The following is a 21,609-nucleotide window of genomic DNA, read 5'->3' as shown; positions in this document are numbered from 1 at the left end:
TTCCCCAAGGGATATGCGCGGAGAATACCATAATGTCGATACGCTTGTTCGATAACGGTTAAGACAAAGTGAACGATTTGCAGACTAAAAAGCACAAAAATGCAACATCAGTCACAGGAGCCCGCGAGGTTAGCCTGTGGAAACGCGCTGATTTGCAGCACGCCGTGCCGGATATGCTGGCGGAGGAAGTGCCTGTCGCGCTGGTGTACAACGGCATTTCGCACGTGGTGATGATGGCGTCACCAAAGGATCTCGAGCTCTTCGCAATCGGCTTTTCCTTATCCGAAGGGATTATCGAAAACGCATCAGACATTTACGGAATGGATGTGGTGTCCTCCTGCAACGGCCTTGAGGTGCAAATTGAGCTCTCTAGCCGCCGTTTTATGGGATTAAAAGAGCGGCGCCGCGCGCTGGCCGGGCGCACCGGTTGCGGCGTGTGCGGTGTCGAACAACTCAATGACATTGGCAAGCCCATCGCGCCGCTGCCTTTTACTCAGACTTTTGATTTGCAGGCGGTGGATACCGGGCTGGCGCATTTAACCGATTTTCAGCCTGTCGGGCAGCTCACCGGCTGCACGCACGCCGCCGCCTGGATGCTGCCATCCGGTGAGTTAGCGGGGGGGCATGAAGATGTCGGGCGTCATGTTGCGCTGGATAAGCTGCTTGGTCATCGCGCCCGTGAAGCGCAAGCCTGGGCGCGCGGTGCGGTGCTGGTTTCCAGCCGCGCCAGCTATGAGATGGTGCAAAAGTCGGCCATGTGCGGTGTTGAGATCCTGTTTGCCGTCTCCGCCGCCACAACGCTGGCGGTAGAAGTGGCGCAGCGCTGTAACCTGACGCTGGTGGGTTTTTGCAAGCCGGGCAGGGCAACAATCTATACCCATCCGCAGCGATTAATTGGTGTGTGAGTTGGTCAAAAAAGTTGAATATTGAGAACAAATCCTTCCGCTTTTTGTTGTGAGTAAACAGGTCTACTATTTATTTCATCGAGGCACGGCGCCTCACTACAACAAATTAACGTAAGGGTTTATATCATGAAAAGCATCAAAACTTTTGTTGCAGTTATCGCACTGGCTACTTCTTTTGGTTCTTTCGCTGCACAGTCTGTGACCGCAACTGATTTAACGCTGAGCGGTGCAGAAGCGAAAATCGCCGCGCAGGCTCAGCAGGCTGGTGCATCTTCTTATCAGATTACTGAAGCATATACCGGCAACCAGGTTCACATGACCGCCGAACTGAACAAATAAGTCACGCTGTACTGTCGAAAGAGCGCCTGTGGGCGCTTTTTTTTTTGCTTGTTATTCAGCCTGCCGGGTGAGCCGCCAGTACGACACCAGCGTACTGAGAATGAAGGCGCTCTCCATGGCAACCGCCACGGGTGATCCGATCACCATATTGTTCACCAGCCAGCAGCCGCTACCGCAGAGGGTGAGCCGCCGCATACTTTTTGCCGCCGGGTGAAAAGCGGCGCTGGTCATCAGCAGACTACCGAGTAGCGGTAAGACATCGGTGGAGTGCTGCCAGCTTAGCGCGCTGCATAAGCAGGTTGCGACAATAAACCCATTCTTCATTTTCCGCGCGGTTGTCATGATTGCGGTGAGATAACGGCATGCGGCCAGCGCCATCAAACTTGCGGCTACGGGCGCGTTCAGCAAACAAAAATGTATCGCCAGCAGGCTGGTGGAGGCGGCAAGTATCGCCAGGGTTATCTGCCGGCGGGCAAACTGAAACGCCAACAAATCAAAAATGAAAGAAAAGCCAGCCAGCATTTGCGACAGCCAAAAAGCGCTCATCATCGTTTCCTCTACTGCATGATGGCGGCGATGGTAGCGGCCCGGTTGCAGGCTTTCGTTAACCTTTGTTAAGACGCGCGCGTATACGCGACAAGCTCACCGGCGAGATGCCGATATAACTGGCGAGATCTTTTTGCGTTAATTGTGCTTCCCATGCTGGAAAATGGCGCTGCACATAGCGATAGCGTTGCTCCGGGTTATTGAGCAAAAACATCTGCTCCTTCTTCTCTTTAAAGATCAGTTGCTGGCGCAGGAGCGCTATCTTTGCCGGCTGATGTTCTTCTTTTTCCAGTAAACGCAGCGGCACTTCGCTGAGCACGCCTGGTGTCAGCATTTGCAAGCTGTAATCCGCCACGCTACCGGTTAGCCAACTGAGATAGAGAAAACAGCACTCACCGGGAAAGTAAAACTCCTTTACGCGCTCACTTCCTTCCGGCGAATGCCAGACCGCACGCGCGATACCTTCCTGCAGCACAAACATTTTTTGCTGAACATCGCCCTGTCTGAGCAGGGTTGTTGTCGGGCGGATTTGCGCTGTTTTCTGACCGATAAGGAGAGGAGCTAACCAATCAGCAATCATGTATATCTCTTTTGTTCATAAATTTTGAAAAAGAATAGCAAATCCTTCCGCTTTTTGTTGTGAGTAAACAGCGCTATCATTTATTTCATCGAGGCATAACGCCTCACTCCAACAAATTAGCGTAAGGGTTTATATCATGAAAAGCATCAAAAATTTTGTCGCAGTTATCGCTCTGGCTACTTCTTTCGGTTCTTTCGCTGCCCAGTCTGTTACCGCAACGGATACCACTCTGAGCGGTGCAGAAGCGAAAATCGCCGCTCAGGCGCAACAGGCTGGCGCATCTTCTTACCAGATTACTGAAGCCTATGCCGGCAACCAGGTTCACATGACCGCCGAACTGAATAAATAAGTCACGCTTTCCTGTCGAAAGAGCGCCCGCGGGCGCTTTTTTTATTTCTGCGATGGGATAATAGCGTATTATCGGGGATGTAGTTGTGTTCAGTAATTACCCAAAGTGTTTTAAAAATATCCCTATATTATTGAAATGCCCGATGACATATAAGAAATGTCTTCGGGCATTATTATTATGGGTGAGTTAAATTCACATTCTTATTATTACAGTGTGTTATCAGTAATAATACTACGCGGTAAGCGAATTATTGATTAAATGTGTAGTTAACAATAATCTGGCTTGACTGGCCATTGACTGTCACCATTCTACCGGTACCATTTACGCGGGCATATAAACTGAACGGTTGGTTCGGTGCGAGATTATAAGGTGTGAAGTCAATATTACCTGAACGTGCATCAGAAACATCCCTACAGGCGTTACCGTTGTTATAGCATAAATAAACCTGCATTCCAGCCGGGTAGGAACTGTAAGCCCAGGTGTAATAAACCATGCCAACTTTACCGGTTGAAGGTGTTCCGGCTGTAATCGGGAACGTCTTGTTATACCATTGGTTTTTTACTGAGATTGATGGTGCAAGCATTGAGCCGATGGACGTGCCACCCGTTGCGAATGCGCTTGAAGAGATAAACATTAAACCTGATAAAGCCAGCAGGATCGATTTCCGTTTCATTTAAAGCCTCATTAAAGAGTAAGCTAACTAATATCCATGATATTTAACTTAAATCATGGGAATTATTGAGTTGCCCTGCGTGAATACAAGGGAACTCAATAATCCTTATTTGTTAGCTATATTTTCCGTTTGCCCGTGGAAAACTAGATAATATGTTTATTTTTGTCAATGCTTATTATTTTAATTAAGCGTGGCTTAATTGCTGTTTAATATTTAAATGTCCACGGTAAAGCATACAAAATACCTATCGGCGATTGAGGCTAATTCTTTAGGTATCAATTCTGGTAGGTTTTATTGAAATGAATACATGGCAAAAAAGCTAAAGATTTCGTTTTTCTGGCCGTTAGTATTGATATGTAGTTCACACCATATCCGTGTTCTTCAGGATGAATTATTAGCAAACATGGAACGGTTGCACGACTCAGGGATAAGCACAACTCAACACACGACATCTGGCGCTGATTTGATAAGCCTGGATTCGGTGACCTATTCCTACGCCGCCGGTGCCGCGCGACAGACCATCCTGCACAACATTTCGTTATCTATCCCCGCCGGGCAAAGTTGCGCCATTGTTGGCGCGTCTGGCTCGGGGAAAAGCACGCTGCTTAATCTGCTGGGATTGCTTGATACGCCTACCTCCGGGCGTGTGATGTTTCATGGCGAAGATATGTCCTGCTGCGGCGCAGACGCTCGCGCGACGGCGCGTAATCACATCATTGGTTTTGTCTTTCAGAGCTTCAATTTACTGCCCCGGCTTACCGCGCTGGATAATGTTGCTTTGCCGCTGCTCTACCGTGGCGTACTGCGTCATGAAGCACAGGACGCTGCCCGCAAACAGCTTCAGCGTGTGGGCTTAAGTGAACGCGCGCATCACCGCCCTGCGGATTTGTCCGGTGGGCAGCGCCAGCGTGTGGCCATTGCCCGTGCGCTGGTTGGCGAACCGGCTTTGCTGCTCGCCGACGAACCCACCGGCAACCTTGATAGCCAAAACGCCTCTGACATTATCGACTTACTGCTGACATTGAATCGCGACAGCGGCACCACGCTGGTGCTGGTAACGCATGACAACTCCATTGCCCGCCGCATGTCGCGCTGCATTCAGGTGGCTGACGGGCGGATCAGCGAGGCAACGCATGTCTGATCTTCGTCTGCCCGCCGCAATGTGTGCTTCTAAGTCTTCACGCTACGGAATGCCGTGGCTGCAACTTTTGCTGGAATCGCTGGATAACCTGCGGCTGTTAGGTCGTCGCGCGGTGCTGGCGCTATTAGGTATCGCGGTGGGCTGCGCCGCGGTGGTGGCGTTGCTCAACATTGGCTACAACGCCGAACGTGAGGCGATGAGCATCTTTCGTGGGATGGGCAGTGAGCTACTGGTTGCCAATATTCAGCAGCCTGTCGGTTCCGGCAGAAAACCGCTGGTTGCGCCGGCCGATCTCGATATCGATGCCTTGCATCAGCACATCCCGGAAATTGACGCAGCCTCTGCGCTCGTTCCCAGTAACACACAAGCACGTTTTAATGGCCGAACGGCGGCGGCAACGCTGGTCGGTAGCGGCGCTGAACTGCCTTCTGTTCTGCGGTTGCAACTGGAACAGGGCCGCTTTTTGAGCCGCTTTGATGCGCAGAGCACCTACGCCGTTCTCGGAGCGAATGTCGCCGCACAATGGGCCCCGCCCGACCGCCCTGTACTACTCGGCGACCGCATTCAGATTGGCGGTTATCTCTTTGAGATTGTCGGTATTCTGCGCCCGCAAGGGCCAAACCCGATCATTCCGGTCTCCGTGGATGATGCCATTTTGCTGCCGATTACCGGTATGCGCCGGGTAATCAGTTTTCCGCAAATAACGGGCGTAGCGGTGCGCAGCCGCAGTGGTGAAGAACTTGATCGCATCGCGCCCCGGCTACAAGCGTGGCTCAGCGAAAAGATGCCCGGCTTCGAGGTCAATGTGCAGGTTCCTCAGCAGTTGCTGGAAGGCATCGAGCAGCAGTCGCGCCTGTTTTCCTGGTTGCTCGCCGGGCTTGGCGGCATCTCGCTGTTGGTCGGCGGGGTGGGCGTGATGAATGTGATGGTGATGAATGTGTCGGAGCGCCGCCGGGAAATTGGGGTGCGCATGGCGCTGGGCGCGCGTCCGCGCGATATCGCGATGCTCTTTTTGCTGGAAGCGATTGTCTTGGCCACCGTTGGCGCGCTGCTTGGCGCGGCGGCGGGGTTGGCGGCGGCGTGGCTGTTTGTCTGGTTTTCTGGCTGGTCTGATTTTGCCTTATCTGCCGCAGCGTTGCCGTTGGGCGTTGGCAGCGCCATTGTTATCGGGCTGTTTTTTGGCTTATCTCCCGCACTGGCGGCGTCCCGGCTGGAGCCGGTGGAGGCGCTGCGCGATGCGTAGACATGCCTGGCTGTGGTTACTGGCAAGCCTGATGGTTTGCCCGGCGCGTGCTGACATGCCGGTGAACCCTTCCCATGCCACGCGAGACGGCGAGACGGCGCGTATTGCGCTGAAAGGCGATAGTATCGATCTTACCCTGAGCGATGCCATCTATCTCGGGCTGCGTGATAACCGCGCTATTCGTAGCGCGTATCTCGACAGGGTGGCGCAGAAATTTGACCTGCGCGTGGCCGAAGATCGCTTCACGCCAAAACTGGTGCTCTCAGGCAATTATCTCTCCACGCGTAACCAGGACGACCGCTACCGGCAGGGAAACCTGACGCCGACCTCCACGCTGCTCACCCCGTACGGCACGCGCGTTAGCCTCGGCTGGACATATCAGCACACCGACGCCAACGTGGCGGGGTTATCCCACAACGACGGGGCGAATTTTTCTGTTATTCAGCCGTTGCTGCGCGGCGCGGGTAAAGATATTGCCACCGCGCCGGTTCGCCTGGCGCAGATGACCGAACAAATCAACCGCCTGAATTTGAAGTCCACCGTTTCGCAGACGATCACCCAAATTATCACCGCTTACCGCGATCTGTTGCTGGCGCAGGAGCAGTTAAAGATTGCTCAGGATTCGCTGGCGCGGGCGCGGCAGTTGGTGGAAGTGAACCAGGCGATGATCAGCGCCGGGCGCATGGCGGAGTTTGAAATTGTGCAAACCGAAGCCGAAGTGGCTTCACAAGAACTGGCGCATGAAGAGGCGCGAAACCGGGTGGATATGGCGCGGCTGGCGTTGTTGCAACTGCTGGCGCTGGATCTGCATGCGCCAATTGTCGCGACCGAAGCGCTACAGGCAAAGCCAGTCGAGGTGCAGGCCGATCGCGCGTTGAAACAGGCGGAGGTGTCGCAGCCCGCGTACCTGGCGCAGCTGCTTGTTGGCGAACAGGCTGCGATTAACCTCGCCGTCGCCCGTAATGACCGGTTGTGGGATGTTTCGCTGGTCGGCGGCGCAACGCAGCAGCGTAACCGTGCGGCGCGAGGTGATGGCGCGCGCAACTGGGATAACTATGTTGGGGTTCAGGTGGAGATCCCTATCGGCGACATGACCGCCCGGCAGGCGGAAGTGCAAGCGCAGGTTAATGTGAAGAACCAACAAATCCAGCTGGCGGAAGCGCACCAGCAGCTTGATCGGGATGTGACCAACGCCGTGCGCGATATGGGCACCCGCTGGCGACAGTTTGAGATAGCCCAACGTGCGCGGGATTTGTCACGCCGCAAAGTAGAAATTGAACGGGAAAAACTGACCGCTGGCCGCTCCAGCAACTTCCAGGTGCTGAGCTTTGAAAACGATCTTCGCAACGCGGAAAACGCCAGGCTAAATGCGCTTATCAGCTATTTGAATGCACAGGCCGGGCTCGATCAAACGCTGGGAACCACGCTGCAAAGTTGGGATATTTCGCTCAATGATTAAGTTTTTTACGCAAAAGCAACGCCTGCTTTTACTGCTGACACTTGCGGTAGTGGCTGGCGGCTCGCTCTTATGGTGGGCAGTCGCACGCGAACCGGAAAGTGGCGCTGCGCAGGAGGTCTGGCTGCCGGTGCAGCCGCAGCGGCTTGAAAACCAACTGGGGCTGGTGGGGCGTATTCAGGCGGCCCGCCAGCAAACTCTTGCCGCGCCATTTGACGGGGTGATCCGTGAAATCGCGGTTCACGAAGGGCAGCGCGTTGAAAAGGGGGAAGTGCTGATAGTGCTTGATCCCGGGCAGATTGAAATCCAACTTCGCCAGGCGCAGGCGGATCTTTTGAAAGCGCAAAAAGAGGTAGCGCTGTTTCGCAACTGGAGCAGCAGCCCGGATGTTTCGCGCGCCAGACGCGTGGTGCAGGCCGCGCGTGCGACGCTCTCCAATACGCAGGCCAATCTTCGCGATACCACTGCGCTTTTTAAGCGCGGGATTGTCGCCCGTATGGAAGTCGATGCGCTGGCGCAGCAGGCACAAGCGCAGCAGCAGGATCTGGCTGCCGCGCAGGAAGAGTTACACACGATGGAAGCGCGGGGTAAAGGTGAGGACAGCAAAATTGCCGATATGGAACTGGCAAATGCGCAGGCTCGCTACGCAACACTGAAAGCGCAGGTGGAGCGACAAACGCTACATGCGCCGTTTTCCGGTTTTGTTGTGCGTCCGGTCGCGCCTGAGAGCGGTAAACCGATCACCCTCCAGCCGGGTTTGTCGGTGAGCCAGGGCGCGGCGTTGTTGACGGTGACGGGGCTGGACACGATACAGGTAGTGACTCGCGTCGAGGAAGCGGATCTCCATCAGTTAAAAGAGGGGATGCCGGTTAACATCACCGGTGAAGGGTTTGCTGGCAAAACGCTCAGCGGGCAGATCCGCGAGATTGGCGTTCAGAGCAGCGCGGCAGAGACGCAGGGCGCTTATTACGATGTCACTGTGTCGGTAAATACACCGCTGGCGGATTTACAGCAAGATATTCGGCTGGGGATGAGCGCCCGGCTGGCGGTGATCACCTGGCAGAACGAACACGGATTCGCGGTGCCCGCCCAGGCGTTACATGTCGATCCGCAGTCAGGTTCGCGCTGGGTGCTCTGGCGAGCTTCGTCCGGTGAGACACCGCGCAAAGTGGTGGTTACCACCGGGCAGACGGTGGCGCAGGGGGTGGAAATCCACGGGATTGACGCGGGAGAAGTGCGCGTTGAAATGGGCGCGCAGGGCGGTTCGGCTAACCCGGTTTCCGTGAGTATCCATTAACGCGCCCGTTTCTTATGCGATTCCGGCAAGGCGCAGCAGCGCGGTGACGACGGCTGCGGAGAGGATCACTATAATCAGCGGCATTTTGCGCCAGGCGAGAAACAACGCGAAAAGCACGCCCAGTACGCGCGCCATGCCAGCGAAATGCCCGCCTTCATAGAGCATTGATGCCAGCGCGACCGCGAAAAGCAGGGTGGTTGCCGCATCCGACAGCAGCGCCTGCGAGTGCTCGGAAAGCGCCAGCCGGCTGCCGAGTTTTGCACCGCCAAAGCGCATCAAATAGGTGCCGATAGAAAGGATGGCGATACCGCCGATAATGAGCGCAACGCTGGCCATTATTTCTTCCTCGTCAGTAAGCCAAGTAAAGAGAGCAGCACCGGTAATCCCACCGGCGCAAAGGGAACGGCTGCGAGCGATAATACCGCGCCGCTCGAGGCGCGGATCAGCGTGGTGCGCTTTTTCAGTGCCGGCAACACCAGCGCCAGCAAAATTGCCGGGAAAACCGCATCCAGACCAATGGTTTCCGGTGCGGGCAGCAATTTACCCACCGCCGCACCCACCAGTACGCCAGCGGGCCACAATAGCGCAACACCTAAACCACACAGCCAGTAAGCGGCTTTACGTTGCTCGGCGGTGGGCTGTGATAAGCCGAACACGACGCTTTCATCGTTCATGATGTGACAGCCGAGAAAACTGGCTGCACGTTGACCTACCAGTTCACGCACCGTGACGCCAAAAGGGATATGACGCGCGTTAACGAGCAGACCCGCCAGAGCCGCAGCCAACGGATTGCCGCCGCTGGCGACGATACCGATAAACATAAACTCGGATGCGCCAGCCAGCACCAGAGTGGAGAGCGCCAGAGGCACCCATAAAGGAAAGCCGTAAGCCATGGCCAGCGATCCATAGGAGACGCCGACAACGCCCACGGCCAGGCATACCAGGAAGATAGCTTTTACGGTGTCGCCCTTCAGCGAGGCGAAGTGTCTGGTGAACATCTCTCTTTACCCATATCGAACGTTTATCCATTATAATGAACACACCAGAATCGTTTTTCAACAAGAACGATTCGTTCGATTAAATGAACAATGGGGTGTTTATGACACAGCCAATTAGCATCATTGCCAAAAGTCTGGTGCGTGAGCGACTGCGAACAGGGCTTTCGCTGGCGGAAATTGCCCGCCGGGCGGGTATCGCCAAATCTACGCTTTCACAACTGGAAGCGGGTAACGGTAATCCTAGTCTGGAAACGCTCTGGGCGCTCTGCGTCGCGCTGGACATTCCCTTTGCTCGCCTGCTGGAACCGCAAAAACCAACCACCCAGGTTATTCGACGTGGCGAAGGCACAAAAGTGACCGCCGAAGAGGCAAACTACCAGGCGATATTACTCGCTGCCTGCCCGCCCGGCTCGCGACGCGATATCTATTTATTGCTCACTCAGCCCGGCGCCGATCGGATCTCGCATCCGCACCCGACAGGTTCAGTGGAGCACATTATTGTGACACAAGGGCGCGCGCTGGTCGGGCTGACGGAAGCGCCGGAAGAGTTAGGTGAAGGGGATTACATTTGTTATCCGGCGGACAGGGAACATATCTTTAAAGCGCTGGAAGCGGATACGCAGGCCATTCTGGTGGCTGAACAAAATTAATCCTGTTTAATCCACCCGGCAATAATAAAAACGGATAAAGATAACAGAGAGTGGAACAATTTAATTGTTCCCTTCGCGTTTTGTGTTTTCTTTGGGATTTTTCACTTCATTTTTTCTGGCGAATATTCTGATTAAACACCTGTTTTAATTAATTAATTGATCTTTTAAAGTTGTTAATTAATTACACAGCATGCTGTTTTTTATGGTTTTTTCTTTGTTGGTATATTGCTTTTGTGAATATTAAAAGCAATGTTATTAAATGCTTGTATGTTATAGCTTAGTTCCATTTAATGCTCCCTTTTAATACCTTTACATCAATATTATCCCAGTGTAATTTACTCGCGAAATCAAAATGGTTGGATATATATCAATCATTTTTATTGGGGTTGTTAATATAAAGAGTGAGGCGAGTTTATGCACAAGTTAGTAAATCTTTTTGCCGCAACAGCTATTTTGTCATTGAGCAGTTCTGCTTTTGCCGCGACATCAAATAACACCGTGCGTTTTATGGGTGAAGTTAGCGAACAGACCTGTGATATTAATATTAATGGTAGCAGCACATCTCCGATTGTACTTTTACCTACCGTCAGTGACAGTCAATTAGCGTCTTCCGGTTCAACGACAGGTGATACGCCGTTCACCGTAACGCTTTCTGGCTGTGGCGGTACGCAAGCATCCAATGCCGGAATTGTTTTTGTTGCCAACGATATTGATGGTACGAATTTAAAAAATACCGCGAGCACTTCAGCAGCAACGAATGTTGCGATTCAGCTGATGGAAGGTTCGAATGCGATGGACTTTACGGGCAATAAAGCCCAAACCACGACGCAATCTGTCGGCGGGGCCAACACTACCGTAACCTATGATCTGGCAGCACGGTATTACGCGACCGGGCAGGCAACGCCTGGCGCTGTTGAAGCACAAGCGCAATTTGCTGTGACGTATCAATAATTTTTCTTAAAGCGCTGCATTATGCAGCGCTTCTATACGGCCTATATCAGTATGTCGAAATATATATCACTGACAGCATTATTATTTTTTATAGTCGGAAATGCTTGCGCCAGTGTGACGATGGTCGGGACGCGCATTATTTATCCTGCTGACATAAAAGAAAAGGGATTAGCTTTTACTAATACGGGTAACGAACCTGTTTTAGTGCAAGTCTGGGCAGATAAAAATAACCCTCAGTCGACACCGGAAACGGCTGATGCGCCGTTTCTTTTGATGCCGTCGATTTTCCGCATTAATCCAGCTACTGAACACACATTAAGGCTGAAATTTACCGGGGCACAACTTCCTCAGGATCGAGAATCTCTTTTTTGGTTGAATTTTTTACAATATCCGGCAAAGAAAACGTCTGAACGTGGGCAGAACAGTTTAACAATGCTGATAAAAAGCCGATTGAAAATTTTTTACCGCCCCGACGGTGTTACAGGAGATGCTAACCATTCTCTGGACAATGTAAAAGTGACTTTACATGGACAAACTGTCGAAGTGAATAATACGAGTGCTTACCATATTTCTGTGATTAGCGCTTTTACTGAAGAACGGGAAAAGAAACATCCAATAAACTTCAAGGGAATGATAGCTCCACGATCCATTACGCAATGGTCCCTCCCGACTGCTGGTGGAGATAAATTAACGATTAATGCATTAAATGATTATGGTGGAGTATTTAGCAAGTCGTATTCTTTAGTTAAATAAATCTTCCGCTCTGAAATATAAAACGTTATTCAACTCGGATGGTACTGATGCATCTGCGCTCCTCATGCTTTCGTATTCTCATAGGGTTTATTTCTGTTGTATCGTTGACGGCATCGGCGAAAGATAATGAATTTTATTTTGACGCTTCCTTGTTAAGGGGAAGTGGGTTATCTAATGAAGATCTCCTGCGCTTAAATAAGGATGAATTAATTACGCCGGGCCGACATTCTCTCGATATTTATCTTAATGGAAAATTTACTACCCACCGCGAGATTGAGTTTTCCCGCCGGGGTAAAAAAGTCGAGCCTTGTCTACCCAATGATTTATTAACAACGTTGGGATTTAACGCATTGTCTGACGACGCTGCGCCATCATGTTATTGGCCAGATGATAAGGCGTTGAACGGTATCACCCGTAAAGATGACATGCCGCAATTGCGTATGGATTTCACCGCACCGCAGGCGTTATTGAAATCTGTTCCCCGTGGCAGCGTAAGCGAAGCAAGTCTCAGCGCCGGGGAAAGCATGCTATTTCTCAATTATATGGCTAACCAGTACCATGTTGAATCGCGGCAGGGTAGCGCTGGCGGCATGGATTCCACCTGGCTAAGTTTCAATGGTGGTATTAATTTGGGGCTATGGCGTTATCGCCAGCAATCCAACTTCAGTTACAGCAAATATAACGGCAGCCGCTGGAGCACCAGCCGCCGTTATATCCAGCGCGCGATTTATCCTTTACGCAGTGAAGTATTGATTGGCGAAGGCTACACCAACGGACAATTCTTCTCCGGCATGAGTTTTCGCGGCTTCCAGATCTCATCGGATACGCGAATGCTGCCTAATTCCCAACGAGGCTATGCGCCGGTCGTGCGTGGGATTGCCAAAACCAACGCCAAAGTGACCATCCTGCAAGGCAAAACCACGCTATACGAAACAACCGTTGCCCCTGGTCCGTTCACCATAAATGATCTCTATCCCACCAATTTTGCCGGGGATTTAACCGTTGTTGTCAGCGAGGCTGACGGCAGTGAAAACACATTTAGCGTGCCGTTCTCCGCTCTGGCTGAATCCATGCGTCCAGGCGCTTCCGACTATGTTTTCACCGTCGGGCGGGCGCGAGACGTGGGCGATAACAATGTCTTTAGCGAAGCGGTCTGGCGTCAGGGGCTGACGAACTCCCTCACCCTCAACCTCGGTAATCAGCTCGCCGCGGGTTACATGAGCTATTCATTGGGGGCGGTTTACAGCAGCGTGGCCGGAGCGTTTGGCCTGAACAGTATGTTTTCACGAGCAAACATGGGCAGCGAAGGTAACAAGAGCGGTTGGACGCTGCGCGCGAACTACAGCAAATTTATTCCGCGTACCGGCACCTCATTTACGCTGGCGGGTTATCGGTATTCCACGGAAGGTTATTCAGAACTTTACGACGCCCTGGGTTCGCGTGAAGCACGCAATCATGGGCAAAAATGGCAATCATTGAGCTGGAAACAACGCAGCCGTATTGAGATTTCTGCCGGTCAACGCATTGGCGTACTGGGGGATATCACCCTCTCTGCATCATCACAGGATTACCGTGACGGTAAAAAGCGCGATAAACAGCTGCAGTTCAACTGGAGTAAAACCTTCAACCATGGCATCTCGCTGAATCTGGGGGTGGCGAGGACGTATAACGTCGTGCCTGGCATGAACAGTACGCCATGGCAAAACAACGGTAACGACCATACGATTTTCCTGCGTGACCGTATACAAACCATGTGGTCGCTCTCTGTTTCCGTGCCGCTTGGCGGTACACGCTATGCCCCAATTTTGTCGGCCAGCGCGAACCGCTCAAACAGTAGTAATAGCCGCGATGGTGGCTATCAGTCGACGCTAAGCGGGGTGTATGGCGAGAAGAATCCACTGAACTACAACCTGAATTACTCAACCGATAGCAAAGGTGCACAATCTGTTTGGGGTGGCGGGCTCCAGCGCAGTTTCCCGTATGCCAATGCGGGTCTCTCATGGTCCTCTTCGAAAAATTACTGGCAGGCTTCAGGCTCGCTTCAGGGCGCACTGGTGGCGCATAAAGGCGGCGTGACGCTCGGTCACTGGGTGGGCGACAGCTTTGTACTGGTCGATGCACCCGGAGCCAAAGGTGCGGAAGTGATTGGCGGGCAGGGGGCGCGCATTGATGCCTTTGGTTATGCAATTGCGCCGTCGCTGGGGGCTTATCAGTTCAACAACATCGGTCTGGATCCCCGCAATATGAACGAAGATGTTGAACTGCAAACGTCACTCCAGCGTGTCGCACCTTATGCGGGCGCGACGGTGCGGGTCCGTTTTAACACGCTCAGCGGCCAGGCCATGCTTATCACCGCGCAGCCGCAGAACAATACGCCGATCCCCATGGGTTCCGCCGTCTATGACAGCTACGGCAATTACGTCGGCATGGTCGGCCAAGCCAATCAAATTTACCTGCGTTCAAGTGACGACAACGGAACGTTGCGCGTTCAGTGGGGAAATAACGCCCAGGAAATCTGCCATATCTCGTGGCGTATTACGCCACCACGCAAACCTCTGCTTCTGATGAGCTTGCCATGTCGTTAAGCAACGGAGTTTTTATGCCATTTATACGCATCATTTTGCTGAATATTTTTTTATTAATCAGTTTGTCCGCGAACGCGCTGTGTAAAAAAGGCCCGGATTTTGTCCGTACCGAGTTAGATGCCTATGGCCTCAGCCTGGCGATGGGAACTATTAACGTTTCCAGCCTTGAAATCCAACCGATAGGTACCCCTCTGGGCTCCAATATCGTGACGTTCTCGCAGAACCCGCGTTACAAAGGTCCGGATAGCGTGTTGTGGGTGTGCGATATTGCGGATAAAGACAATATCTTCGAAATCATCGCCACTAACGGCGACGATCGTAACAGCGGTTTTTATGATTTGGGGAAAGACGATGGTTTTCCCAACTATTACGGCACGCTGTTTGCGCATGTCGCGTTACGGTTGACGCATCTGAACTCTGGCACGGTGTTTACGCGTCAATATCAGCGTATCCCGATGAAGAATTACCTGGTTTCACCGGATGGTACGCAGATCTATATTCGGGTTAAAGATTTTAGCCCTATCCGTGCGGATCTGATTCGGGTGAGCGGGACAACCTCGACAGGGGCGCCCTTTAATTATTGTGGTCGTGCGTCGCAATTAACCTCCGGCAGTTATAGCTGCAACCAGCCCAACGGCTATGTTTCTTTCTGCTCACCCGGCAGCCCGGACGCGTATTGTGACTCTGGCGATTCTGCTTACACCTTTGATGGCTGGTATTTAGATAACTGGATGGCCATTAATATGGGCATTTCTACGGGTTACCCCGCCAACCTGGTATCGATACCCACCTGTGTGGCGAAAAGCGTCACACCGATGGTGTTTTTCCCCACGATTTCCGTGAGCGATCTGAACAACGGCCAAACCGCGCAGAGCAACTTTAACGTGCATATCCTCTGTGAAGGGCAATCGACAAGCGGTGAGACGCAGGGGATGACGGCAATGGGTCTTCAGGTGCCCTATGAAAGTTATCTGACTGCGCAGCAGCTTAACCTGGTGAATGCGTCCGGCGGGGTGAGCCATCTGCTTTCCGAAAAATATGGTCAACCGGGTTACGCCAGCGGAGTGGGAATTCAGATAGCCAATAGCAATGACGGTGTGCTGCGTAATTTTATTGGCTGGTCTCGCTGCCTGGCCGCAACCTGCCAACCCGGCGGCAACGGCGGCTGGTACGCGGTGCGTGATGGTGCGACGCAAGTGACGAATAACGGTTCAACCGCGATCAACGAATATGTGGTGAATTTCAATGCTTATCTGACACGTATCGCTGGCGAAACGGTCACGGCGGGCAAAGTTGATGCCAGTGCTGAAGTGCTGGTGAAAGTTCAATGAGATCCCGCCTTGCCATCGCGCTGCTCACCTCTTTGTTGATGACCGCCTTTTCCACCCGCGCCGGGCTTATCGCCGCCTCGACGCGGGTGATTTTTAACGAAGGTCAGACCCAGCAAAGCCTGATGCTGGTCAACACCAACAGCTGGCCGGTGATGGTGCAAACCTGGGTCGATAACGGCGAAGCAGATGTCGATGCGCCCGCCCGCTTTAAAGCGCCGTTTGTGGCAGTTCCGACGCTGTTTTCACTCGAACCCAAAGGGATGCAGGGGTTGCGGCTGCTGTATAACCAGCAAACGCTGCCAAAGGATCGGGAGTCGGTTTTTTGGCTCAACCTCTATGAGATGCCGCCAAAATCAACCGCCTCAGCGCCAGACGCGCGCAGTGTGATCCTGACGATGAACACGCAAATGAAAATCTTCTGGCGGCCAAAAGGGCTTGGCGCGCCAGTGGATATTGAGAAAAAAATCCGTTTCAGTGTGGCGAGCAGCGGCAAAAGCATGGTGATCGTCTGTCATAACGCCTCGCCGTGGCATGTCTCATTTGGCGGGTTATCGTTACGCTACGGCGAAAAAACCTATGCCGTGGAGCAGCAGCCGGACATGATGGTGGCACCCTACGGCGAGAAGCGATACACCGTGGTTGCAAAAGATCTGCAGCCCACGGTTTTACCGCTGCGTATCCATGCCAAACTGATTGATGATAGCGGCCTGGTTGCCGAACAGACATTTCCCGTTCGTTAAACCCCCTCCGTTGCGAAGGGGGCTAACCGCTTAATCCAGATAGAACACTTCTTTTAATTCCGCGCTGACCGGGCTGTTGTCCGGATTAGCGGGCATTACATCACGCATATGTTTCCACCAGCGCTGACACTCGTCGGTGTTAGCGACGGCGTTCCAGCGCGCTTCCGATTCAATCTCAACGGTGGCGAACAGCAGGTTGCGCTGTTTATCGAGAAAAATGGCGTAATGGTGCGCGCCGCCTGCTTTCAGCGCCGCTTCCAGTTCCGGCCAGATCGGGTTGTGGCGGCGTTCATACTCTTCGTGCGCATCGGGATTTACCTGCATCACAAAGGCCTTACGGATCATAATGCCTCCAGATAAAGCTCGCGGACTTCGTCCCGGCTGGCGGTTCGCGGGTTGCACGGTGCGCACGGATCGGCGAGCGCTTTATCCAGCCAGCCTTCGATGTCCGCTTTGGTAACGCCGAGTTTGCTGAAACCAGAAGGAATACCGACGCGTGCGCTCAGGGCGCGGATGGCATTGATGGCTTCCATGCTGGCGGCTTCATCGCTGATTCCTTTGGTGTCGACACCCATCGCCTGCGCCACGCGGGCAAAGCGGGCAACGGCGTTCGGGCGGTTAAAGTTTTCGATGACCGGCAACAAGATGGCATTGCACACGCCATGCGGCAAATTGTGCGTGGCACCCGGCTGGTGCGCTAACGCATGAACCAGACCAAGCCCGGCGCTGTTAAAGGCCATGCCGGCAAGATACTGGCCGTACGCCATTTGCTCACGCGCTTCAAGGTTGTGGCCGTCATCAACCGCCTTTGGCAGCCACAGGTTAATTAAGCGAATCGCTTCCAGCGCGTTGGCGTCGGTCAACGGGTGCGCACCCACCGAGACATACGCTTCAACGGCGTGGGTCAGCGCATCCATACCGGTTGCGGCGGTCACCGAGGCGGGGATTTCCAGCATCACGCTGGCGTCATCGACGGCGATATCGGGAATAATATTGGGGTCAATAATCACTTCTTTCACCTGACGCGCAGAATCAATGATCACCGCGTTACTGGTCATCTCCGCCGCCGTACCGGCGGTAGTATTGATGGCGACCAGCGGTACACCGGCGTTTTTCACTTTGCCGACGCCGGAATAGGCGGTTGACGGGCCAGGGTTGGCGGTGAGGATTTTCACCCCTTTGGCGGTATCGATCGGGCTTCCGCCGCCGAAGGCGATAATGTAATCGCAGGCGGCATTTTGATACGCCGCATAGCCTTGTTGTACCAGCGCTTCCGTTGGGTTCGGGAACACGTCATCAAACAGGTGATACGCCATGTTATGCGCTTTCAGCGCGGCAAACAGGCTGTCCAGCAGACCCAGTTTGACCAGTTGTCCGTCGGTGACAATCAGCGCTTTTCCCCACTGTTTGTTCGCCACCATATTGACCATATCGCCGATAGCGCCCGCGCCGTGCAGGCTGATTTTGGGTAGTGCTAACATAAAGCTCATACATAACTCCTTTATTTTCTTTGATTTTTACCGGCGACGAAACGCCCTGTCGCCGGAGGGATTCATAAACGCCTGCGCTGCATCATGCGGCGGGTAATGATCGGCAGCGAAATCACCACAATCAGCATCGCACCGACGATAATCGACATCACAATGCCCGGCACATTGAGCAGGCTCAGGCCAAAGGTCACCAGCCCCATCAGGAAGGCGGCGATAATCACGCCCACCATGCTGCCGGAACCGCCAAGAATGTTGACGCCGCCGAGCACTGCCATCGTTACCACCGACAGCTCCCAGCCCAACGCAATCGTCGGGCGCGTGCTGCCCAAACGCGATGTCAGCAGCACCGAGGCCAGACCCGCCATCAGCCCCACCAGCGCGAAGAGGATCAGGTTGTGGCGTTTCACATTGATGCCGGAATACCACGCGCCGGTCGGGTTATTACCGATGGCGTACGTGCGGCGGCCAAAGTTGGTTTTGTGCAGCAGAAAAGCAAACAGCAGCGCCAGCACGATGAACAAGGCAAACTCAAACGACAGCGCGCCCCACACGTAACCCTGACCAAACCACGCAAAGCTTTCAGGCCAGGTGTTAAGCGCCTGATCGCCGAGCAGAATGTAGGTAATGCCGCGATACAGGCTCATGGTGCCGATGGTGATCACAATCGAAGAGAGGTTGAAGCGCGTGACCAGAATGCCGTTGAACAACCCGCACAGCAGCCCAACGCTCAAACCGACGCACACCAGCAGCGGCGTATCCATACCCGCCTGGGCGCAAAAGCCCATCGCCGTTGAGCTGAGCGCGAGGGTGGCGGCGACAGAGAGGTCAATTTCGCGGGCAATGATCAGCATCGCCATCGGCAACACGATGATCGCTTTTTCGGTGAAGTTGAAAGTCGCGTCGGAAAGATTCCAGATGTTGAGGAAATAGGGCGATGCAAGGGCGTTTACCACAAACACCGCCAGCGTCACCGCCAGTAAAAAACCTTCCCAGCACAGCAAGCGCTTAAAGAATGGTGTCCCGGCAGGGGTATTTTTCACGGGCTCAGAGGTCAGTATCTTGCTCATGGTTTCACCGCCTGTTTTTGTCGCGCCAGCGCCGCGTCTCGCAGGATCAAGCGGCCTTTGCGTTTGTTACCGCGCTCGTTGAGCAGCACCGCAATCACGATCACCGTGCCGGAAATCGCCATCTGCCAGAACGGCGAAATGCCAATCACCGGCAGTGCGTTATTGATAACGCCGAGGAACAGCGCACCGAACAAACAGCCGAGCACGCGCCCGGTGCCGCCCATGGTGCTGATGCCACCAATCACACAGGCGGCAACCACTTGCAGTTCGAACCCGTTAGCCACGTCGACATAGGCCACGGCAAAACGTGAGATCCACAAGTAGCCGCAAAAGCCCGCCAGGGCGCCAGAAAGGCAGAAGCTGACAAACTGCATTTTCCCGGCGTTGATACCGGTGTAATACGCTGCCGTGGCGTTGCCGCCCGCAGTATAGAGCGCTCGTCCGGTGCGGCTGTAACGCAGGAAGTAACCCACCAGCAGCAACACGGCGATAGCGCACCAGCTCAGTACCGGCAAACCCAGCACCGAGGCTCGCGGCAGGCCGAGAAAATCTGCGCCCATCTGGTTAGAGTTCACCCAGCCGCCGCCGGAGAGCAAAAAGATAATCCCGCGATAAATACTCATGGTGCCAAGCGTGACGACAATCGCCGGGATACCCAGTTTCCACACCAGCAGACCATTGATGATGCCCATCACCAGCCCGAGCACCGTTGCCAGCAGTAGCAACGACCAGACCGGCACATCCGGGTGATGGAAGTTGATCAGCGCGACAATCATGCCGGTCAGCGCCAGGTTAGCCGCCATCGACAGGTCGATACCTTTGGCCAGCAGCACCATCATTTGCCCAAGGGCGAGAATGATCAGAATGGCAGTATCGTTGAACATCTCCACCAGGTTGCCAGGGCTGATAAACGAAGGGACACGGCTGCCGATAGCCAGCACCAGCAGCACAATCACGCCGCCGAGCAGCGCTTCGCGATGTTTAAGCAGTTGTTGCCACATTATGCTGCCTCCTTCCCGGCACCGCTGGCGGCGCTGACGATGGTTTCCGCCGTCGCTTCACCGGCCTGGTACTCGGCGACCATCAGCCCTTCGTGCATGATGATCACCCGATCGGCCATGCCCATCACTTCCGGCAATTCAGAAGAGACCATAATCACCGCCAGACCGTGCGCCACCAGTTCCGACATAAACTGGTGTACGGCGGCTTTCGAACCGATATCGATACCTTTCGTTGGCTCATCGAGAATGATCACGTCCGGATGGGTGGCGAGCCATTTGCCGATCACCACTTTTTGCTGATTGCCGCCGGAGAGGGTTTCCACCGCCTGTTTCCAGCTAAAGGCTTTCACCTGCAAACGCCGGGCGTACTCATCCGCCAGCGCCCACTCTTTGGCCTCGTTGAGTACGCCATTACCGTTCAGTTTGCTGAGCTGCGGCAGGCTGATGTTCTGGGCAATCGACAGTTCAATAATCGCGCCCTGCTTTTGCCGCTCTTCCGGCACGCAAACAATCCCGGCGTTGATGGCATCCGCAGGCTGGCGGAAATGCACCGTTCGCCCGTTAAGAATGATGTCGCCAGAAGAAGGGCGCGACACGCCGGAAAGCGCCTGCATCAGTTCTGTGCGCCCGGCACCCACCAGGCCGTAAAAGCCGAGGATCTCGCCTTTGCGCAGTGAAAAGTTGATATGGGCAAATTCGGTGGGATGGCATAAATCGCGCACTTCCAGTACGGTTTCCCCGAGTGCGCAGGCCACTTTCGGCCAGCTCTGGTTAATGGCGCGCCCGACCATCATCGCCACCATCCGCTCTTCGGTGATGTCGTTGATGGCGCCGGAATCGGCATACACTCCGTCGCGCAAAATGGTGTAGTGATCCGCCAGCTCAAAAATTTCATCAAACTTGTGCGAGATAAACAGGATCGCTTTGCCTTCCTGCTTCAGGCGTTCAACGATTTGGTAGAACTCCAGGATCTCATGCTGCGAGAGCGCGGCGGTCGGCTCGTCCAGAATTACCACCTGCGCGTCAAACGAGAGCGCACGCGCAATCGCCACCATGTGGCGCTGGGCGATACTCAATGTTTTCAGCGTCGCACGTGGATCAATTTGCACTTCCAGCCGGGTGAGGATCGCCTGCGCTTGCTGGTGCATGGCGGGCCAGTCGAGTTTTTTCAGCAGCCCTTTATATAAATACTGCCCAACGAAGATGTTCTCGGTGACCGAGAGCTCGTCGAACAGCACCGTTTCCTGGTGAATCGCGGTGATCCCCACTTTATGCGCCGACTCGGGCGTAGGCAGCGAAATCGGGATCGCTTTGTAGAGTATTTCGCCCTCTTCAGGCTGGTAAATACCGGTCATCACTTTGACCAGCGTGGATTTCCCCGCGCCGTTTTCACCGATCAACGCGGTGACTTTGCCGGGCCAGAGATCGAGCTGTACGTTCTCAAGGGCGCGCACACCGGGAAACACTTTGGTGATGCCCTTAAGCGACAGCAGAGGGGTGGATGCCGTCATGAT

23 protein-coding genes are annotated in these 21,609 nt (G+C 53.9%); 13 read left to right on the top strand and 10 right to left on the bottom strand.

What is annotated here, in order from left to right; genetic code table 11:
- The first annotated feature begins 68 nt into the window (after positions 1–68).
- Positions 69–905 carry a formate dehydrogenase accessory sulfurtransferase FdhD gene (fdhD, locus tag JKP81_RS20755; RefSeq protein WP_200553203.1) on the top strand — a complete coding sequence of 279 codons (837 nt, stop codon included), beginning with the start codon at positions 69–71 and terminating at the stop codon, positions 903–905.
- A gap of 126 nt (positions 906–1,031) precedes the next feature.
- Entirely contained in the window at positions 1,032–1,244 is a 213-nt protein-coding gene (locus JKP81_RS20750; protein WP_017460122.1) for a YdgH/BhsA/McbA-like domain containing protein, read from the top strand.
- Between the two features lie 51 nt (positions 1,245–1,295).
- Here the strand turns inward: JKP81_RS20750 and JKP81_RS20745 are convergent, their stop codons facing one another.
- Complete coding sequence (locus JKP81_RS20745; protein WP_200553202.1) at positions 1,296–1,790, bottom strand: YgjV family protein; 495 nt, start codon at positions 1,788–1,790, stop codon at positions 1,296–1,298.
- A 58-nt stretch (positions 1,791–1,848) separates the two neighbouring features.
- The gene (locus tag JKP81_RS20740; protein WP_234455744.1) at positions 1,849–2,370 is read right to left on the bottom strand and encodes a Crp/Fnr family transcriptional regulator; all 522 of its coding nucleotides are present in this window, start codon (positions 2,368–2,370) and stop codon (positions 1,849–1,851) included.
- 136 nt (positions 2,371–2,506) lie between these two features.
- On the opposite strand from JKP81_RS20740, the gene JKP81_RS20735 reads away from it, so the two are divergent.
- A complete protein-coding gene (locus JKP81_RS20735; protein WP_200553201.1) occupies positions 2,507–2,719 on the top strand; it encodes a YdgH/BhsA/McbA-like domain containing protein in 213 nt (70 codons plus the stop codon).
- Between the two features lie 247 nt (positions 2,720–2,966).
- Here JKP81_RS20735 and JKP81_RS20730 read toward each other — a convergent pair whose 3' ends face one another.
- Entirely contained in the window at positions 2,967–3,392 is a 426-nt protein-coding gene (locus tag JKP81_RS20730) for a flagellar protein FlhE (protein ID WP_200553200.1), read from the bottom strand.
- Positions 3,393–3,855: 463 nt separating this feature from the next.
- Between JKP81_RS20730 and JKP81_RS20725 the strand changes: the two genes are divergently transcribed.
- From JKP81_RS20725 to JKP81_RS20710, 4 genes are read left to right on the top strand one after another with little or no spacing between them, the layout of a single operon-like run.
- Positions 3,856–4,533 (top strand): ABC transporter ATP-binding protein, encoded by a 678-nt coding sequence (locus tag JKP81_RS20725; protein WP_200553199.1) that lies wholly within the window; start codon positions 3,856–3,858, stop codon positions 4,531–4,533.
- Positions 4,526–5,776: an ABC transporter permease gene (locus tag JKP81_RS20720; protein WP_200553198.1), complete on the top strand. Its 1,251-nt coding sequence runs from the start codon at positions 4,526–4,528 to the stop codon at positions 5,774–5,776. The genes JKP81_RS20725 and JKP81_RS20720 overlap by 8 nt, the downstream gene beginning before the upstream one ends.
- Positions 5,769–7,235, top strand: a complete 1,467-nt coding sequence (locus JKP81_RS20715) for a TolC family protein (protein WP_200553197.1) — start codon at positions 5,769–5,771, stop codon at positions 7,233–7,235. The genes JKP81_RS20720 and JKP81_RS20715 overlap by 8 nt, the downstream gene beginning before the upstream one ends.
- On the top strand, positions 7,228–8,529 hold the full coding sequence (locus JKP81_RS20710; RefSeq protein WP_200553196.1) for an efflux RND transporter periplasmic adaptor subunit: 1,302 nt from the start codon (positions 7,228–7,230) through the stop codon (positions 8,527–8,529). Before JKP81_RS20715 ends, JKP81_RS20710 begins: the two co-directional genes overlap by 8 nt.
- A gap of 12 nt (positions 8,530–8,541) precedes the next feature.
- Here the strand turns inward: JKP81_RS20710 and JKP81_RS20705 are convergent, their stop codons facing one another.
- Together JKP81_RS20705 and JKP81_RS20700 are read right to left on the bottom strand one after the other, a co-directional pair.
- Positions 8,542–8,865: an AzlD domain-containing protein gene (locus tag JKP81_RS20705; protein WP_200553195.1), complete on the bottom strand. Its 324-nt coding sequence runs from the start codon at positions 8,863–8,865 to the stop codon at positions 8,542–8,544.
- Positions 8,865–9,527 (bottom strand): AzlC family ABC transporter permease, encoded by a 663-nt coding sequence (locus tag JKP81_RS20700; protein ID WP_017459678.1) that lies wholly within the window; start codon positions 9,525–9,527, stop codon positions 8,865–8,867. Before JKP81_RS20700 ends, JKP81_RS20705 begins: the two co-directional genes overlap by 1 nt.
- A gap of 101 nt (positions 9,528–9,628) precedes the next feature.
- Here JKP81_RS20700 and JKP81_RS20695 point away from each other — a divergent pair, with 101 nt between their 5' ends.
- From JKP81_RS20695 to JKP81_RS20670, 6 genes are all read left to right on the top strand, one after another.
- Positions 9,629–10,177: a helix-turn-helix domain-containing protein gene (locus tag JKP81_RS20695; RefSeq protein ID WP_200553194.1), complete on the top strand. Its 549-nt coding sequence runs from the start codon at positions 9,629–9,631 to the stop codon at positions 10,175–10,177.
- A 414-nt stretch (positions 10,178–10,591) separates the two neighbouring features.
- Positions 10,592–11,128 (top strand): fimbrial protein, encoded by a 537-nt coding sequence (locus JKP81_RS20690; RefSeq protein WP_200553193.1) that lies wholly within the window; start codon positions 10,592–10,594, stop codon positions 11,126–11,128.
- 21 nt (positions 11,129–11,149) lie between these two features.
- Positions 11,150–11,881 (top strand): molecular chaperone, encoded by a 732-nt coding sequence (locus JKP81_RS20685; RefSeq protein WP_200553192.1) that lies wholly within the window; start codon positions 11,150–11,152, stop codon positions 11,879–11,881.
- Between the two features lie 38 nt (positions 11,882–11,919).
- Positions 11,920–14,466: a fimbria/pilus outer membrane usher protein gene (locus JKP81_RS20680; RefSeq protein WP_234455743.1), complete on the top strand. Its 2,547-nt coding sequence runs from the start codon at positions 11,920–11,922 to the stop codon at positions 14,464–14,466.
- 14 nt (positions 14,467–14,480) lie between these two features.
- Positions 14,481–15,797, top strand: coding sequence for a fimbrial protein (locus JKP81_RS20675; protein ID WP_200553190.1), 1,317 nt, complete (start codon positions 14,481–14,483; stop codon positions 15,795–15,797).
- Positions 15,794–16,537 (top strand): molecular chaperone, encoded by a 744-nt coding sequence (locus tag JKP81_RS20670; RefSeq protein ID WP_200553189.1) that lies wholly within the window; start codon positions 15,794–15,796, stop codon positions 16,535–16,537. The genes JKP81_RS20675 and JKP81_RS20670 overlap by 4 nt, the downstream gene beginning before the upstream one ends.
- A gap of 30 nt (positions 16,538–16,567) precedes the next feature.
- Here JKP81_RS20670 and rhaM read toward each other — a convergent pair whose 3' ends face one another.
- The 5 genes from rhaM to JKP81_RS20645 all read right to left on the bottom strand — a co-directional run bounded on the left by rhaM (position 16,568) and on the right by JKP81_RS20645 (position 21,606).
- On the bottom strand, positions 16,568–16,882 hold the full coding sequence (rhaM, locus tag JKP81_RS20665; RefSeq protein WP_200553188.1) for an L-rhamnose mutarotase: 315 nt from the start codon (positions 16,880–16,882) through the stop codon (positions 16,568–16,570).
- Positions 16,879–18,027 carry a lactaldehyde reductase gene (gene fucO / locus JKP81_RS20660; RefSeq protein WP_200553187.1) on the bottom strand — a complete coding sequence of 383 codons (1,149 nt, stop codon included), beginning with the start codon at positions 18,025–18,027 and terminating at the stop codon, positions 16,879–16,881. The genes rhaM and fucO overlap by 4 nt, the downstream gene beginning before the upstream one ends.
- A gap of 62 nt (positions 18,028–18,089) precedes the next feature.
- A complete protein-coding gene (locus tag JKP81_RS20655) occupies positions 18,090–19,094 on the bottom strand; it encodes an ABC transporter permease (RefSeq protein WP_200553186.1) in 1,005 nt (334 codons plus the stop codon).
- The gene (locus JKP81_RS20650; protein WP_200553185.1) at positions 19,091–20,095 is read right to left on the bottom strand and encodes an ABC transporter permease; all 1,005 of its coding nucleotides are present in this window, start codon (positions 20,093–20,095) and stop codon (positions 19,091–19,093) included. The genes JKP81_RS20655 and JKP81_RS20650 overlap by 4 nt, the downstream gene beginning before the upstream one ends.
- Positions 20,095–21,606, bottom strand: coding sequence for a sugar ABC transporter ATP-binding protein (locus JKP81_RS20645; RefSeq protein WP_200553184.1), 1,512 nt, complete (start codon positions 21,604–21,606; stop codon positions 20,095–20,097). Before JKP81_RS20645 ends, JKP81_RS20650 begins: the two co-directional genes overlap by 1 nt.
- Positions 21,607–21,609 lie beyond the last annotated feature (3 nt).

The organism is Kosakonia sp. LAM2021, assembly GCF_016620385.1.
GTDB lineage: Bacteria > Pseudomonadota > Gammaproteobacteria > Enterobacterales > Enterobacteriaceae > Kosakonia > Kosakonia sacchari.
The sequence above is the reverse complement of the archived record's forward strand: the minus strand, read 5'-3'. Positions and strand labels throughout refer to the sequence as shown.